At 36.4% G+C, this 14,604-nt stretch carries 11 protein-coding genes; 6 read left to right on the top strand and 5 right to left on the bottom strand.

Annotated elements, in window-relative coordinates; all coding sequences use genetic code 11:
* Positions 1-13 precede the first annotated feature (13 nt).
* Both HGJ18_RS09090 and pgsA read right to left on the bottom strand, forming a co-directional pair.
* Entirely contained in the window at positions 14-244 is a 231-nt protein-coding gene (locus tag HGJ18_RS09090; RefSeq protein WP_253695997.1) for a YdbC family protein, read from the bottom strand.
* The gene (pgsA, locus tag HGJ18_RS09095) at positions 237-830 is read right to left on the bottom strand and encodes a CDP-diacylglycerol--glycerol-3-phosphate 3-phosphatidyltransferase (RefSeq protein WP_253696005.1); all 594 of its coding nucleotides are present in this window, start codon (positions 828-830) and stop codon (positions 237-239) included. Before pgsA ends, HGJ18_RS09090 begins: the two co-directional genes overlap by 8 nt.
* A gap of 114 nt (positions 831-944) precedes the next feature.
* Between pgsA and HGJ18_RS09100 the strand changes: the two genes are divergently transcribed.
* The 5 genes from HGJ18_RS09100 to HGJ18_RS09120 all read left to right on the top strand — a co-directional run bounded on the left by HGJ18_RS09100 (position 945) and on the right by HGJ18_RS09120 (position 6,221).
* Positions 945-2,555, top strand: coding sequence for an ATP-binding protein (locus HGJ18_RS09100; protein ID WP_253696007.1), 1,611 nt, complete (start codon positions 945-947; stop codon positions 2,553-2,555).
* Between the two features lie 61 nt (positions 2,556-2,616).
* Entirely contained in the window at positions 2,617-4,194 is a 1,578-nt protein-coding gene (locus HGJ18_RS09105) for a glucose-6-phosphate isomerase (RefSeq protein WP_253696008.1), read from the top strand.
* The gene (yihA, locus tag HGJ18_RS09110) at positions 4,191-4,829 is read left to right on the top strand and encodes a ribosome biogenesis GTP-binding protein YihA/YsxC (RefSeq protein WP_253696010.1); all 639 of its coding nucleotides are present in this window, start codon (positions 4,191-4,193) and stop codon (positions 4,827-4,829) included. The genes HGJ18_RS09105 and yihA overlap by 4 nt, the downstream gene beginning before the upstream one ends.
* Positions 4,830-4,832: 3 nt before the next feature.
* Complete coding sequence (locus HGJ18_RS09115) at positions 4,833-5,447, top strand: HutD family protein (RefSeq protein ID WP_253696011.1); 615 nt, start codon at positions 4,833-4,835, stop codon at positions 5,445-5,447.
* Between the two features lie 39 nt (positions 5,448-5,486).
* Positions 5,487-6,221: an RluA family pseudouridine synthase gene (locus HGJ18_RS09120; protein ID WP_253696013.1), complete on the top strand. Its 735-nt coding sequence runs from the start codon at positions 5,487-5,489 to the stop codon at positions 6,219-6,221.
* A gap of 34 nt (positions 6,222-6,255) precedes the next feature.
* Here the strand turns inward: HGJ18_RS09120 and HGJ18_RS09125 are convergent, their stop codons facing one another.
* The 3 genes from HGJ18_RS09125 to recG all read right to left on the bottom strand — a co-directional run bounded on the left by HGJ18_RS09125 (position 6,256) and on the right by recG (position 9,090).
* Entirely contained in the window at positions 6,256-6,669 is a 414-nt protein-coding gene (locus tag HGJ18_RS09125) for a PIN domain-containing protein (protein ID WP_253696015.1), read from the bottom strand.
* Positions 6,666-6,920, bottom strand: a complete 255-nt coding sequence (locus HGJ18_RS09130) for a DUF6364 family protein (RefSeq protein ID WP_002676042.1) — start codon at positions 6,918-6,920, stop codon at positions 6,666-6,668. Before HGJ18_RS09130 ends, HGJ18_RS09125 begins: the two co-directional genes overlap by 4 nt.
* A gap of 133 nt (positions 6,921-7,053) precedes the next feature.
* Positions 7,054-9,090 (bottom strand): ATP-dependent DNA helicase RecG, encoded by a 2,037-nt coding sequence (gene recG / locus HGJ18_RS09135; RefSeq protein ID WP_253696017.1) that lies wholly within the window; start codon positions 9,088-9,090, stop codon positions 7,054-7,056.
* Between the two features lie 172 nt (positions 9,091-9,262).
* Between recG and HGJ18_RS09140 the strand changes: the two genes are divergently transcribed.
* On the top strand, positions 9,263-14,593 hold the full coding sequence (locus HGJ18_RS09140) for a diguanylate cyclase (protein WP_253696019.1): 5,331 nt from the start codon (positions 9,263-9,265) through the stop codon (positions 14,591-14,593).
* Positions 14,594-14,604: the final 11 nt, after the last annotated feature.

Below are 14,604 nucleotides of genomic sequence, written 5' to 3' on the forward strand. Positions count from 1 at the left end.
TTCTCGCTCGTGGCTAGATCCCAGCCTCGTCCAAAAGTTTCTTTAAAGCTATAAGCTCATCCTTTGTAAGGGTAATTCCCTTCCCCATTTTTTGGTGATCGGGAGACCAAGGCCTTATATCGAATTTAGGATCTCGGCCGTTCCATGATACCTCGTTAAGTTCGGTGTTCCAACCGCCCTTTCCCGCGGAGATAACTCCGTAGCTTTTTGTAATTTCAAATTTGAATTCGTCCTGATTATTCATCAGCAGTTCTCCTTTTATTTAAATATGAAGTAATATAATCTGTAAATGAAGCAAGCGACAAGATAACAGCCGCAAAATAAAGAAGCCAGTTAAAATAAAGAATGTATCGGCTAATGGCCGGCGGTAAAAATGCGTAAATCTTTTCAAGTTTTAAAAACATTGAAACGCTTGCCGCTATGATATAAAGCACGGTCTTTGTTTTTCCGCCCATCTTAGCCCCTATAGTTATACCTTCGCCGCGGGCCTTCATCCTCAAAAACATGATACCGAATTCGCGGTAAACTATAATCAAAAAGAAGGGAGCGAACAAAAAGCTGTCCATCAAAAAACAAAATAAAACCGTTACATTTGCAACTACATCCGCAAAAGGATCAAATATTTTTCCGAAATCATCCACCTGATTATGCAGCCTTGCATAATAGCCGTCCAAAAAATCGGTAAATTCCATAAAGATAAAAATCGGAATTATAATAAGGATGGTAATTTTAGGATTTATAAACGGAACCCAATCCGGTAAAAAATACAAAACATAGATGATGGGCGCCAGCACCAGCCGCGATGATGTAAAAATATTAGATAGCTTCATGCCTTATATGATGTAGCTTTAATCCGTTTTTGTCAATAGGCAAAAATGGGCTTATTAAAAATGTGTTTTTCTTTTTCGATTGCAAACCCCGTATTTTTCTGATATAATATAATCATGAGTACGATTAGAAAAATGCCCATAGGCGTTCAAAGCTTTGAGGTTATACGAAAAGAAAATTTTATCTATGTAGATAAAACAGAGCTTATTTGGAGATTAGTAAACGAAAGCCGAGTCCACTTTTTAAGCCGCCCGCGCCGCTTCGGGAAAAGCCTCTTGCTCTCAACCTTAAAGGCTTATTTCCTAGGACAAAAGGAACTCTTCAAAGGTTTGGCTATCGAAAAACTTGAAGAAGCCGAAAAAGGAAAACGTGAAATCTGGCAGGAGTATCCTGTACTCTATTTAGATTTTAACCTTGCAAAATATGAAACAAGGGAAGACTTGGAAAGCCTTTTAAATAATCATCTTTGCAGGTGGGAAGAACTTTACGGCAGTAAGGATTCCGAAAATACTCTTACCGAACGCTTTTTCGGAGTGATAAACCGCTCTTATGAAAAAACCGGCAGGCAGGCTGTTATTCTTATCGATGAATATGATAAGCCCCTTCTTCAAACGATGTGGAAGGATGAAGCCTTAAACGAAACCTACCGCACAATCCTCAAAGGTTTTTTCGGCGTTATAAAAAGTGCGGACCAATACCTCCGCTTCGCCTTTTTAACCGGAGTTACAAAATTCAGTAAGGTCAGCATATTCAGCGATTTAAACAACTTACGTGATTTAAGCCTATTGTCGGATTATTCTGCTGTTTGCGGTATTTCGCAAGAAGAGCTTGAAGCCGATTTTAAACCTGAGATTGCAGCCCTCGCAGAAAATAATAGCTTGACTTATGAGGAAGCTCTTGCAAAATTAAAGCAAAGATATGACGGTTATAAATTTTCCGAAGACGGAAAAAATATGTATAATCCATTTAGCTTGTTAAATGTTTTTGCCGATGGAAGGATGCGTGACTATTGGTTTGCAACAGGTACGCCAACATTTTTGGTAGAATACTTAAAAAAAGCTTATTACAACATTCCCGACCTTGACGGGAATGTAAAGATGAACGAGTCCGGTCTGGAAGCATATCGAGCAGATGCAATAAATCCCTTGCCCATTCTTTTTCAATCGGGGTATCTGACCATTAAAGATTATAACGATTTTTCGAGGCTGTACCGCTTGGGCTTTCCGAATGACGAGGTACGTTACGGATTTTTGGATAACTTGCTTCCGGCCTACACTCCGATAAGAACCGACAAAACAGGACTTTCGATTTGGGAATTTTATGAACAAATTGAAGCGGGAGATATAAACGGTTTTATGGAAAAACTTAAAGGCATAATATCGGGTATTCCCTATGATAGTCTAACTGAAAAAGACCTAGCTTTGCGGGAGCAAAATTATCAGACTGCGGTTTATCTTGTGTTCGCTCTTATGAACCAGTTTGTGCATACGGAAGTTCATTGCGCAACCGGACGGGCTGATTGTGTTGTAGAATTCAAGGATAAGGTTTATATCTTCGAGTTCAAACTTACTTCAAATGAAACGGCGGAAAATGCCGTAAAACAAATCAAAGAGAAAAATTATGCAGACAAGTACTCAGGCAGCGGTAAAAAAGTCATAGCAATCGGTTCAAGTTTTGATGAAGAAAAACGTACGATTAAAGACTGGCTTATAGACTGCTCCAATTAAAGCTTTTAAAGATTTGCCAAGCAAGTTGTTTTTTTTGTCAAAAAAGGTTAGAATAGAATTTATGGAATGGAAAAATTTAGATAAGTGTACATCTTTTACACAATTACAAAAAGTTCATAAAAAACAAGCTGAAAATTTAAAGCTCGCAGATATTTTCAATACTGAAAATTCGGTTAAAAGAGTAAAAAATTATTCGGTTAAAATGGGCGGAAACCTCAAATACAATTATGCGGCCAAGCCTGTAAACGATGAAATTCTTAAGGCTTTGCAGTCCCTCGCCGATGAGCAAAGGCTGATCGAAAAGTATGAGCTTTTATTAAACGGAGATTTTATAAATACGGGCGAAAACCGTATGGTTCTCCATCAGCTCACCCGCGGCCAATTAAAAAATGATGTGGTTTATAAGGGTGTAAACATGAGGAGCTTTTACCTCAACGAGCTAAAAAAAATAAAAGAATTTTCCGAGGCTGTTCATTCGGGCAAGATTAAAACCTCTCAAGGAAAAGTCTTTACCGATGTGGTTCAGATCGGAATAGGCGGTTCGGACTTAGGCCCTAGAGCCATGTACATAGCCTTAAAAAATCGGGTAAATACAAAGATGAGGGCTCATTTTATTTCTAATGTAGACCCCGACGATGCGGCCGAAGTTTTAAACTCCATAAATCTTGCAAGCACCCTTTTTATCCTTGTTTCAAAAAGCGGCACAACTCAAGAAACTCTGGCAAACGAAAGATTTGTAAAATCCATTCTCGAAAAAAACGGCCTTGACTGCAAAAAACAAATGCTTGCCGTTACAAGCGAAACAAGCCCCCTAGCAAATAACCCCGATTATCTTACTTCCTTTTATATGGACGATTTTATAGGCGGAAGATATTCTTCAACTTCGGTTTGCGGAGCGGCAGTGCTCGCCCTCGCCTTCGGCATGGAAACGGTGGAGGCCTTTTTAAAAGGAGCTGCGGAAGGAGATAAGCTTTCACTAAACAAAAACATAAAAGAAAATGCAAGCCTCTTGGATGCCCTCCTCGGTGTTTATGAAAGAAACATTTTAGGCTGCTCGGCGACAGCCATTCTTCCATACAGTCAGGCCCTTTCCCGCTTCCCTGCCCACCTCCAGCAGCTGGACATGGAATCGAACGGAAAAACGGTAAACCGCTTCGGCGAAAAAGTTTCCTATAAAACGGGTCCCGTAATTTTCGGAGAGCCGGGTACAAACGGGCAACATTCTTTTTATCAGCTCCTTCATCAGGGAAGCGATATAATCCCCTTGCAGTTTATAGGCTTTAAAAAAAGTCAAATCGGTCTTGATATCGAAAGCGAGGGCTCAACCAATATGCAAAAACTGAATGCAAATTTGGCAGCCCAAATTATGGCCTTTGCTGCAGGAAAAACCGATACAAACAAAAACAAGGACTTTGCAGGCAACCGCCCCGCAAGTTTAATCTATGGGGAAGAGCTAAACCCCGAAAATCTCGGAGCCCTCCTTGCTCATTACGAAAACAAGGTAATGTTCCAAGGTTTTATCTGGAACTTAAACAGCTTTGACCAAGAGGGTGTTCAGCTCGGAAAAACCCTTGCAAAGAAGGTGCTTTCAAACGATATGCCCCCTGCCCTCAAAGCCTTTTCGGAATTCCTTTTATGAAAATTATAAATGCGGAATTTATAAAGGGAGCCGTTAAGGCGGAACAGTTTCCTGAAATCGGTGTTTCGGAATTTGCTTTTTTCGGGCGCTCCAATGCAGGAAAGTCAAGCCTTATAAACATGCTTGTTAACAGAAAAAATTTGGTCAAGACAGGTTCCCGTCCCGGAATGACGCGGGAAGTAAATTTTTTCTTGGTAAACTGTCCGGCTTCTTTAAATTTTAACCCTAAGACAAAAAAGTTTTCAGGGCCGCCTCCAAAAGACATGTTTGTGCTCACAGACCTTCCGGGCTACGGCTATGCAAAACTTTCAGGCGGCATGACCTTGCAAATCGACAAGATGCTCTACGAATATTGTACAAACCGCCCCCTCTTAAAGACCATCTTTTTTTTAATGGACATGAGGCGGGAACCTACCGAAACCGAAAAAGAAAGTATCGGCTTTTTTCACGGTTTAAATATTGAGGTTGTAATAGTCGGAACCAAGGCCGATAAGATAGGCAAAAATGATCAGATAAAGGCAAAAAATGCTTGGGTCTCTTTTTTTAACTTTAACGAAGATCTCATTATAATAAGCTCTGCTGCAAAAAAAACGGGACGGGATAATATTTTATCATTAATAACAAAAAGGATTTAACTTATGAAAATTACACATTACAGAGAAAAAGATTTTAAAACTTCAAACTGGAGCGGAGGCACTACAACGGAGCTTTTTATATATCCGCATGAAGCCGATTATAAAAAAAGAGATTTTTTATTCCGATTAAGCTCCGCTACCGTCGATTTGGATAGATCCGACTTTACCCCTCTTCCGGGGTTTTTCAGGTTTATTTCTCCCTTAAACGGAGACTTAAAAATAAGCCATGACGAAAAAAACTTTACCAAACTTAAGCCCTACGAAGTCTATGCCTTTGACGGCGGAGCAAAAACGGTCAGTATGGGAAGGGTAAGGGATTTTAACCTCATGGTAAAAGACGGTGTAGAAACGGAAGTAAAAAACTTTGCTCTAAACAAAAATTCGGTTTTAAAGTTTTCGGTATCGAAGGGAGAAATCGGCTGGATTTTTTTGTACAATACCAAAACCTTACTTAGAGCCGAAACATTCAACGAAAAAAAAGATTTTAATCTTGACAAATTGGACTTGATTATTTTTGAGGCAGACAATTATATAAACGGCAATACAAAAGAAGAAGTTTTAATTTCGACCGATGGAGCCTTGAGCCTATTTTACGGAAAGATACCGACAGCTTTCTAACCGGCAATCAAGGCTAAAAATCACAAACTTGGAATTATAATGAAAAAAAAGCTTTACGAAATTCTATATGAAGATAAGGATATTCTCATTGTAAATAAAAGTGCCGGCCTCCTCGTAGGAGCCGACCGCTGGGACAGCGAAGCTCCCCGCCTTGATAAGATACTTGAAGAACTTTACAAGGATAGGGAAGAGACAAAAATTTATCCTGTCCACAGGCTCGATAAGGAAACTTCAGGCCTCATTATCTATGCCCTAAATGCGGAAGCCCATAAAATTTTAAACGATGATTTTCAAAACCGCAAAATCGAAAAAATCTATCATGCGGTATCGGCCGGCATTCCTCAAGAAGAAAATTTTAAAACTGAGGCAAAACTTAGAATAGACGGGGATAAGCTGCACCGCACCGTCATAGACGAAAAAAAAGGAAAAGAGTCTTTAACCGAATTCAGCCTTCTTAAAAAATTCAGCCGCTTTTGCCTTTTGGAAGCCCGTCCCATAACGGGCAGAACCCATCAAATAAGGGCTCACCTAAAACACCTTTGGCTTCCTATCCTCTGCGATAATCTTTACGGAAACGGAGAGCCAGTTTACATATCGGCCTTAAAAAAGAATTGGAAAGGAGACAAATATGAGGAACGCCCTATAATCTCTCGTCTTGCCCTCCACGCCTATTCCTTAAAATTCTTTCATCCTATAAGCAAGGAAAAAATCGAAATAAGTGCAAGCTGCCCTAAGGATATGGCGGGCCTTATAAACCAGCTTTCCAAAATATAAAAAGCAGCTTTGCAAAAGAATCTTTTTATCCGTATTAGAACATTCCGATAAATTCTTCCGGCAACAGGCCTTTTATTTTTGCATTTTTGTAGTCTTCAATATTTCTGGTTATTATATATTCGCATTGGTTCTCTACAGCCGAAGAGTGTTGTAATGCATCTTCAAAATCAGAAAATTTTGATCTTAGTGAGTCTAATACATTCCGGTGATTGATTGCTATTACGGTTATATACTTAACTATATTTAGTATAAATTTTCTCGCCTTATTATCACCGCCGGATTTTCTCAATATATAATAAATATTGGCAACACAATTCGATGAAATATTTCCTATGATAATATTATTTTCTGCCATTGCTAATATGATTTTACTGGCAGTAAAAAACGGTTCTCGAGCTAATGCAACATCAAGGATAATATCTGTATCAATAAAGACCCTTTTTATCATAAATATTTATCCTGCAATGCTTCACTGAGCATATCTTTATAAGATTTTCCATTATCATGAAACATTCCCGAAATGCTATCGGTTATAGGTGATTTCATTTTAGAAAAAGAAGTACCTATGTCATGATTGGTTACGATATTTTTCAGATACTCTTCTACAATTCGAGAAACACTCCTATTCTTTTTTTGAGCATATTCCTTTGCCTGTTCTATTACAGACTGCTCTATAGTCAATGTAAGCTTTGCCAACATATATCACCTCACACGTATAATTATAGCATATAAATACGTGTAAGTCCATAAGTATATATTTTATATATTAACAAAAGGCGATGTTAAACCTATCTATGTTAGACAGGTATTTCTAACAGTTGCTAGAAGCTTTCTAAAATTTAGTTTGCTCGAGGAGTTCAAAGGCGGCAGCTCTGGCTTCCTGCAAAATTTTAAAATCGCGGGCAGGATCGGCAATTGTAAAGCCTAGGTGATAACCCGACTGCTCAACCCCTCCTATATCTCCCGGGCCGCGGAGCCTTAAATCTTCTTCGGCAATTATAAAACCGTCATTTGTTTCCTTCATTACGGTTAGCCGGGCCTTTCCGTCCTCGGTAATTTTTTTTCCGTAAATTAAAAAACAATAGGCTTGCAGGTCTCCACGCCCAACCCTTCCGCGAAGCTGATGAAGAGCGGAAAGGCCGAACCTATCCGCATGTTCTATTACCATACAGGTCGCATTGGGAACATCCACACCGACTTCTACAACAGAGGTTGCAACGAGTATATTGAGCTTTCCCGACCTGAATTCTTCCATTATTCTTTTTTGTTCTTCTTCCGCAACCTTGGAGTGAATCAGGGCCAAACTATGATTGGGGAAGCCCGTCTTTAATTCTTCAAACATCCTTTCGGCGGATTTTAAGGACAAATCTTCATTTTCTTCTATTAACGGGTATACAAAATAAGCCTGTCTGCCCTGTAGAATCTCTTGTCCTATAAAGTTATAAACCCTTTCGGCCTTATCCTCCCCCGCAACATAGGTGATAATCGGCTTTCTTCCGGGCGGCATGGTTTTAATGGTCGAAATATCCAAGTCTCCGAAGATAGAAAGAGCGAGGGTGCGGGGAATAGGGGTCGCACTCATCATAAGAAGGTGGGGGCTCATCTTCTCTTCATTGCTCTCGGCACCCTTTTGGATTATGGCCGAACGCTGGAGAACGCCGAAACGGTGCTGCTCATCGATTACGGCAAGCCTCAAATTTTTATACTGCACCCCTTGAGAAAAAAGAGAATGAGTGCCGATTATCAAATCGATATTTCCCTTTTGTAATTCTTGTAAAAGCCTGCTTCTTCCTTTGGCCTTGGTATTTCCGGTTAAAAAGGCAAGGCGGATGCCGAGGGGCTCCAAGAGACGGGCTGCATTTTCGGCATGTTGACGGGCTAAAAGCTCCGTAGGAGCTAAAAATGCCGTTTGCCCTCCCTGTTCTATTACCTTTAAGCAGGCTAAAAAGGCAACAAGGGTTTTTCCTGAACCTACATCTCCCTGCATAAGGCGGGCCATGGGATTAGGGCCGTCCAAGTCTTCGTTTATTTCGGCACAAACCGAAAGCTGGTCTTGAGTAAGCTTAAAGTTGAGCCTTTCCAAAAGAGAACTTTGAAGAGGCCTTAAAACAGGTTCTTTTTTGACGGTTTTGCCTATATTGCTTTCATCTTCAAGGTTGGGAAGCCGTCCCCTCCTTTCAATAGAGCGCATCCCTATGGCATATTGAAACAAAAAGAACTCTTCAAAGATGAGGGCATGGCGGCCTTTTTCTACCTCAGCCATAGATTTTGGAGCATGGAGCATAAAAAGCACTTCCTGTTTAGGCGGAAGGCCGTATTTTTTTAAAATAGAATCGGGAAGCTCCGAATCTATGCCGTGGGCATACATTTTTAGGGCGGAAGCAATTATTTTCCGCAGTTTTGCCTGTCCAAGCCCTGAAGTCAGGGGATAAACGGGAAGAATCTTTGCCTGCATGTTTTCAGTTTTTTCAAGATCGAATGCGGATGACTGAATCTCGCCGTATTTGCGGTAAAAAGAGCCATATACAAAGGCGCGAGCCCCGACAGGGAAGCTTCTTTCTAAAAAGGGGCGGTTAAAGCATATAAGGGAGGCCATCATTCCGTTTTTGTCGGCAACTATCAGCTTTAAGGTTTTCATCTTTCCGAAGCCGAACCATTCATGGCCTGCAACTGTAACTTCTACATGTATTTTTTGCACCCTGTTCCAATCCAAAAAAACATTTATTTTTGAGCGGTCTTCCCAATCCCGCGGGAAAAGCCTTAAAAGGTCTCCTGCATTTTCTACTCCAAGCCTTTTTAGCTGTGAGACTGCGGCAGCACCTACTCCGGCAATATTTGTAAGAGGACCCTGTATTTCGGAAATCAGCATAAGTTTATTGTAACACAAGTTTTTAAATTTGACAAAGGGGCTCCAAACATGTAAGTTTTCGAAAATCAAAAATCCAAAAATTTAAAAGACTAGACTTTTTTAATAAGATATGATAGACTTGTTCGGTTGCTGTGATTACATTTTTACTAAATCACAGGCCTTGGTTTAGTCTATGGAGATAATCAATAGCCGATACAAGATTATTAACAAAATAAGCAACTCAATGCCTTATGTGCAGGAATTTCTGGCCGCAGACTTATGGTCGGAAAACACAAAAATTAATTTGAAAATTGTATCATCCCTAGAGCTAAAAAAAGAAGTACTTGATTTTTTTAAAGACAATTTCATTACCATAAGCACTATCGATAATTATTTTCATCTTAAAAATTACGGATTTTCCAGTTTATACTTGTCCTATCCCTCCTCGCCCCATTCAAGTCCGGATGAAATTTTATATATTTTTACCACTGAACATCTTGAAAATGCAGTACCTGTTTTGGAATTTATACAAATATGTTCAATGGAAGATATCCTCAAAATCACCGTATCGGTTTGCCAGAGTCTTGTTCATGCGAGTAACATTGGGTTTGAGTATGAGATATTCACTCACGGCAATGTAATGATAGTCAAAGAAAAAGACGATTTTACAGTCAGGATAAAGGATATCGTATCGGCAAAACTTGAAAACAGCACATCAGTACGGCTGACCGAGGCTGAAGATTATACAGGGACCAATGAAAATATAGATACCGTTATTTCCTTTATAGTTACACTTCTTGCAGGACAAGAACTTACAACAAGTGTTTCATCGGCTCTTACCAAACTAAAAACGGCTTATAAAAATAAAAATTTAAATAAAAAAGATGAAGATATTTTTACGGCACTATATGAAATAGCAAAAAAATACATTCATCATAAAGATAAAAATCAGAAAATTAGAATACACAACATAATTCAAGATATAAACAGAAAACTTAATAGAACCTACCTTGCAGATATTATTCCGCCCCTTAACAGTATAACTTTCCGTCCTAAAATAGTAGGAAAACAAAAAGAAATAAATATGGTATCGCAGGCAAGAGTTGAGATACAGGCAAAAAAGGCAAAGAAACAGGTATTTCTTATCAAGGGAACTCAGGGAACAGGAAAAACAAGGTTTTTAAAAGAAGCCGAATACCGTTTATCCTTAGAAAGGACAAATATATATGCTAATTATAATTTAAGGAATTCCAGTCCGGATCAATTTTGGGATGACTTTTTAGGAAAACTATTTTTAAATTCATATTCGGCCCAAAATATGGATGAAAGAGAAAACCTAATAAAAAATATAAAACTAATCAGGGATCGTAAACTTGCCGTTAATACGGAAAAAGAATATGATTACATGAAGTTTAAAGTTTTTAATGAAGGAAAAAACTTATTTTTTAAAACAATAGGACAACTGCCTGTATTTCTAATTATGGATGATGTAGAATTTGCAAACGATTTTATGCTGGATACGATTCTATATTTAGCCACGGAAATTACGGAGCTTGAAAGATTTGGAGTTATTTTGTCTTATGATGAAGCTGTCTCCCCTGTTTCACCTAAATTCGAATCTTTTTTAAACATCTTGAATAATTATGAAAAATGTCAAACTTTTGAACTAAATTATTTTTCAAAAGAAGAAACCATAGAGATGTTAAAAAATATCATGCTATTAAAATATCTTCCTTTAAGTTTTGGTCCTGTCCTATATAAGCATACATCAGGTTGCCCGTCTTTTATTATTGAAATGATAAAAGAATTTGTCAATGCCGGAACAATATATAGGGACAAGCTGACAGGCTCATGGCTCATTAAGGATGAAATATACAATGAAAAACTTCAAAATAGAATACCAAAATCGATTGAAGAAGTTTTAACCAATCAATTAAATGTTCTTTCCCCAAGCGAGAAAAAAATATTTCTTGAAGTATCCTTATTTCAAAACAAGTTCAAAATAGAGTATTTATATAAGATTCTATCTATGTCGTCAAAACAAATAGATAAAAATATAAATAAACTTATAAATAAAGGTTTGATCACCGTTATAAAGACAGGAGACAAACTGGAATACACTATTACCAATCAAATTATGCATAATATTTTGTATCAAATGGTGCCGCCTAAGAATAAAATGTTACAGCATAAAAAAATAAGTCAAATTCTTCAAAAGGAACCCGATACTGATGTAAATGAGCTTATTTGGTATCTAAAAGAATCGGGGAATAAAAAGGCCGCATTAAGCTACTGTCTGGATATAGTGGATAAAAATATGAAGGAAAAAAATCCGGATGCCGCAATAAAAATTTACGAAAAAATTACTTCAATGATATCCGGTCAAAGCATAAAAGCTAAATTTCAGATTCTCTTAAAAATATTCGAACTATATAATCAGATGAATATTACAAATAAGGAAGCGGAAATTATATTAAGCCTTGAAGAAATATTGCCTAAAATAAAAGATGCAAATCTTTTATCGTCCTATTATAATTTAATGGCCAGGCATGAGTATGGAACTTCAAATGAAGAAAAAGTTAATTTTTACGTAAACAAACTGACGGAATTACATACAAAAACATCTAAAGATATAGTCAATCTACGATTACAACATGCAAAGTGTTTATACTATCATTTAAAACGGCAATATCGTGATTTTAGAGAATCTACTCATAAAATATTTAATCTAACAAAAAACCGGCCCGAATATATTAGCTATAGAACTGAAGCTTATATATGCTTAGGATATCTTTATGATAAAGAAAATAATAAGAAAATATCTTTTAAATGCTTTCAAAAGGCAAAAGAGCTTTCATCTTTATCTAATAATATAAAAACAGAACTTATTTCAATGTATAATATCTCGATAATGCATTGGAAGAGATATTCAAATATTGAAAAGACTCTCACATATACAAAGAATGTTATAAGTTTGGCCAAAAAATTAGGATTTTTGGCTATTGAAACTGTTTCTATAATTAATTATGCACGAATGTTAAGCGAAATTCAAAGCAACCATGAAGCTTATGAATATGCAAAAGAGGCAGAAAACAAAATACTTGCCAATAACATGGCAATGCTAAAGATTCCATGCATTACAACACTTATGGAGATAACCCAAAACTTAAGTAGATATAAAGAATTTTGCGAGTATAGAAAAGAATATATAAAAACAGTACGAGAAAACAAAAAAAAGTCCGCGAGCCAGCATAACTGTGTATTTTATGTTATCATGGCAAGGATGTACCAAGAATTCGGATATAATAATAAGGCAATTGTCTATTTACAAAGAAGCATAAAGCTAAAAAAGCATCTGCCGGATCATCAAATATTTATAGTATATTTTATGCTGGAAACATTACAAATCATTAAAAGAAAAAAATCCGATATAAATAAATTAATAAAAATCTTTAACCTATATATAAATATAAAAAATTATAGCACGAAAAATATAAGACAGCTTACCAAAAACTTCTTTGATACAGTCATTACCACGACTATAAAGCGCCCTGATATTGATTTTTCTCCATTAATACGGCAGATAGTAAAATTCGATATGCCCGATCTATATGATTTTCAACAGTCAGGAATGAACTATTTAAATATCTATTTAAACAAAACAGATACAGAACATATCTTACAAGAAAATCTTCAACTCATTAAACCTAAGAAGTTGATAAATATCGCATTATTCCTTAATATGACATTAGGTGATTACTATTGTGCTGCCGGGATCCAAAACTTGGCCATTATATATTATCTTGAAGCTCAAAACAAAATATTAGATATACTAAAAAACACCCCTGAAAAATACAAGACAAAGTTATTTAATAATTGGCAATTTAACAGAGCCTTCGATATAGTTTCGGATTTTATAAAAGGAAAATCCACACAAAAAGAAAAAAAATATAACCAAAAAATAACTAATTCAGAACTGCAAAAAATTCTAAAGCTTAAACATATAAATATTATAAAAAGGGATAAAAACTTAAAAAATAAATTGATACAAACCTTTATAAAAAATGAAGGTTATGAACATATTACATCTGTCGAAATCGTTAATAATTTTACCGATAACTATACGCAAAATATATCGGAAATAATGAAATTCTTAGCTTTAAATGTAATCGCCACATCCTATGATTTTTTAGAAATAGGCACATCCGATGAACCATCTTTTATCTTACACAATGAAGATCAAAACCGAGATTTACAAAAGATATTTGATTTTATAATAAAATTCGGATATCAGAATACGGCTAAAATAGAAGCCGTACTAAACAAGCCATGCATGGTGATCCCCGTTAATAAAAAGAATTTCGGATCAAATCATTACAAACTATTAGGGTTTATGGTTTTTATATCGGAAAATGTAGTAAATAATTTTTCATATGAAGGAAGAGCTTTTTGTAAAAAGCACTCCAACCTTTTAACCATGCTTATCGAAAGTAAAAAATTTCAACAATCAGCATCATATGATACTTTAACCGGAGCCTATACAAGAAAATACTTTGAAACTTTTTTCAAAAATATTATCAGAAACTTATATAACTCAAATTCTAAATTCTCCCTTATTTTATATGACCTGGATAAATTCAAAAATATAAATGATACCTATGGACATCTTGTAGGCGATATTGTTCTTAAAAGAGTAACTCAGACTATTTTAGACTCCTTAAGCCAAGGGCAGATATTGGGAAGATACGGAGGTGAAGAATTCACTGTCATTCTACCCGATACGGACTCACAAAAAGCCTTAAAAACAGCCGAATATTTTAGAAAAAAAATAGAAAATTTGGTTTTTACGGAATTCGATGCAACCATAACAATAAGCCTTGGAATTGCAACCTTTCCCGAACACGGAAAAACAACTGCCGACCTGCTCTCAAATGCGGATCAAGCATTGTATCACTCCAAAAATACAGGAAGAAATAAAAGCACCGTATGGGCACCGTCTATAATTAATAAAAAAGGAGATAAAACAAGTCAAAATGCTGTTATTATAGCTGATGGATCTTTTTTTAATGAGAATCTGTCCGCAACAATAGAATTATGCGATATATTAAAAACTAATATCAAAAAAACAGAGCTATCAAAGACTTTAATATCAAAAATAATAAAACTATTTGAAGCCGAGAGCGGAGCCATCATTCTTAAATCCAAAAACAAAAAAAACAACGAATTAAATTTTAAAATTAATGCAAAAATAGGATTTGAATCTTATCCGATCAATGACCAACTGGTTCACATGGTTGCTGAAGACGGCACGGGTATTCACCAAGTGGATTGGGATTCAATAGCAAAAAGAAACAGTATAACCAATATGCCGGAATGGAATTCCGTAATGATCGCTCCTATGATAAAGAATGAAGATACCATAGGAGTAATTTATTTGGCAGCTCCTGAAAAGCATACCAAATTTAGCTTAAATAAATTTATTTTTTTCACATTTTTAACTGACATAATATCTGCAAATATATAAGGGAGGGTCAA

Origin of the sequence: Treponema denticola (assembly GCF_024181405.1) — a bacterium.
GTDB classification, from domain to species: Bacteria; Spirochaetota; Spirochaetia; order Treponematales; family Treponemataceae; genus Treponema_B; species Treponema_B denticola_D.

Bases quoted from the DNA above. Each gene is read 5' to 3' on its own strand.
- pgsA (WP_253696005.1), bottom strand. From the start codon at position 830: ATGAAGCTATCTAATATTTTTACATCATCGCGGCTGGTGCTGGCGCCC.
- HGJ18_RS09120 (WP_253696013.1), top strand. From the start codon at position 5,487: ATGAAAAAAAAGCTTTACGAAATTCTATATGAAGATAAGGATATTCTC.
- HGJ18_RS09140 (WP_253696019.1), top strand. From the start codon at position 9,263: ATGGAGATAATCAATAGCCGATACAAGATTATTAACAAAATAAGCAAC.
- HGJ18_RS09090 (WP_253695997.1), bottom strand. From the start codon at position 244: ATGAATAATCAGGACGAATTCAAATTTGAAATTACAAAAAGCTACGGA.
- HGJ18_RS09130 (WP_002676042.1), bottom strand. From the start codon at position 6,920: ATGTTGGCAAAGCTTACATTGACTATAGAGCAGTCTGTAATAGAACAG.
- HGJ18_RS09100 (WP_253696007.1), top strand. From the start codon at position 945: ATGAGTACGATTAGAAAAATGCCCATAGGCGTTCAAAGCTTTGAGGTT.
- HGJ18_RS09115 (WP_253696011.1), top strand. From the start codon at position 4,833: ATGAAAATTACACATTACAGAGAAAAAGATTTTAAAACTTCAAACTGG.
- yihA (WP_253696010.1), top strand. From the start codon at position 4,191: ATGAAAATTATAAATGCGGAATTTATAAAGGGAGCCGTTAAGGCGGAA.
- HGJ18_RS09125 (WP_253696015.1), bottom strand. From the start codon at position 6,669: ATGATAAAAAGGGTCTTTATTGATACAGATATTATCCTTGATGTTGCA.
- recG (WP_253696017.1), bottom strand. From the start codon at position 9,090: ATGCTGATTTCCGAAATACAGGGTCCTCTTACAAATATTGCCGGAGTA.
- HGJ18_RS09105 (WP_253696008.1), top strand. From the start codon at position 2,617: ATGGAATGGAAAAATTTAGATAAGTGTACATCTTTTACACAATTACAA.